The organism is Pedobacter sp. 05T44 (genome assembly GCF_056395985.1).
In genome coordinates, this window is the sequence record NZ_JBFTKO010000040.1 from 1 (window position 1) to 1,347 (window position 1,347).

Here is a 1,347-nt window from a genome sequence, read left to right on the forward strand (position 1 = left end):
CGTCCTTTAGATTTGACCAGTGGTCTAGAACCTAAAAAACAATTGTTATTAAGTGTTACGCTTAATTCCTCAGCTATACAGAATTTTGTAGGAATAATGCCTAACCACGGCAGCGGCGAATTATCAAGTCGTCAAGGTTTTTATGCCTATGAGATGATGCAATCCGCTGCCGTGTTTTCCCTTAGTGGCCATATAACAATTAGGGTAATACCCATTATTAAGGACTTGGACCGATGGGGCAAAACTGTTAGGTCTTGCTACAAAATTATAATTTAATACTATGAAAGCGAATAGCAAATTTTTCATTGGCATTGATGTTTCAAAACCCTTCTTCGATGCTTCCCTGATGGCCGTTACTGATCATCAAAAACGAGGTATTGAAACAGCCCGTTTTGACAACACTTTAGAAGGGCTCAAAGCCTTCGGAAAATGGCTTAAAAGTTTTAAAGTAGCTATGGATCCGAACACCTTAGTGGTAATCGAAAACACCGGGATCTACCACCGATTGATCTGGTCTTTTTGCAACAAAAAAGGCTTGCCTTTGCATATTGGTAATGCTGCTCATATCAAATGGAGCTTTGGTATTACCAGAGGCAAAAATGACAAGATAGACAGCATTCGTTTGTGTAAATATGCCTGTAAAGAATCGGACACGTTAAAAGTTTCATCGGCGTTAAACCCTGTTTTGATGCAATTGAAAGACTTTATGACCTCCAGAACAAGACTGCTCTCACAAATCAATAGTAATAAACAGTATATCAAAGAACTCAAAAACATTAATGATCCTATGGTTCAAAAAGCAGTAGAGAAAGCACACCTGGCAGCGATCGAAGGTATTGCCGGATCCATAAAGGAGATCGAAGCACTGATCAGTAAAATCATAGCCGAAAATCCGGAGTTAAAGAACAACTACGATTTGCTGATTACCGTGCCTGGCATTGGTCACCTAACTGCTGTTTATTTGATCTGTTGCACTACCAATTTTTCTGCTAAGATCAGTGGTAAGCAACTCGCCTGTTACGCTGGTGTTGTACCTTTTGAACATAGCAGTGGCATCAGCATAAAGGGACGCAACCGAGTGCATCATATGGCTAATAAGGAACTCAAAAAACTATTCCATCTCAGTGCATTATCAGTCATACAATACTACCCTGAATTCAGAACCTATTATAACCGTAAAAAGGAAGAAGGAAAACATCCCATGAGCATCTTAAATGCAATAAGAAATAAGATTGCCCTAAGAGTGGTTGCAGTGGTAAGTCATCAGAAACCTTATGTCAGTAATCAATTAATTGCGGCATAAATTATATTAAAAAATACTTGCATGAGTCATAACAATCATCTCGA

2 protein-coding genes are annotated in these 1,347 nt (G+C 38.8%); both read left to right on the plus strand.

All coding sequences use genetic code 11. From position 1 onward, the window contains the following. A partial coding sequence (locus AC1DDK_RS26100) for a hypothetical protein (RefSeq protein ID WP_337718273.1) occupies positions 1–276 on the plus strand: 276 nt, incomplete at its 5' end. 4 nt (positions 277–280) lie between these two features. Continuing rightward, positions 281–1,303: an IS110 family RNA-guided transposase gene (locus tag AC1DDK_RS26105; RefSeq protein WP_288879047.1), complete on the plus strand. Its 1,023-nt coding sequence runs from the start codon at positions 281–283 to the stop codon at positions 1,301–1,303. Positions 1,304–1,347: the final 44 nt, after the last annotated feature.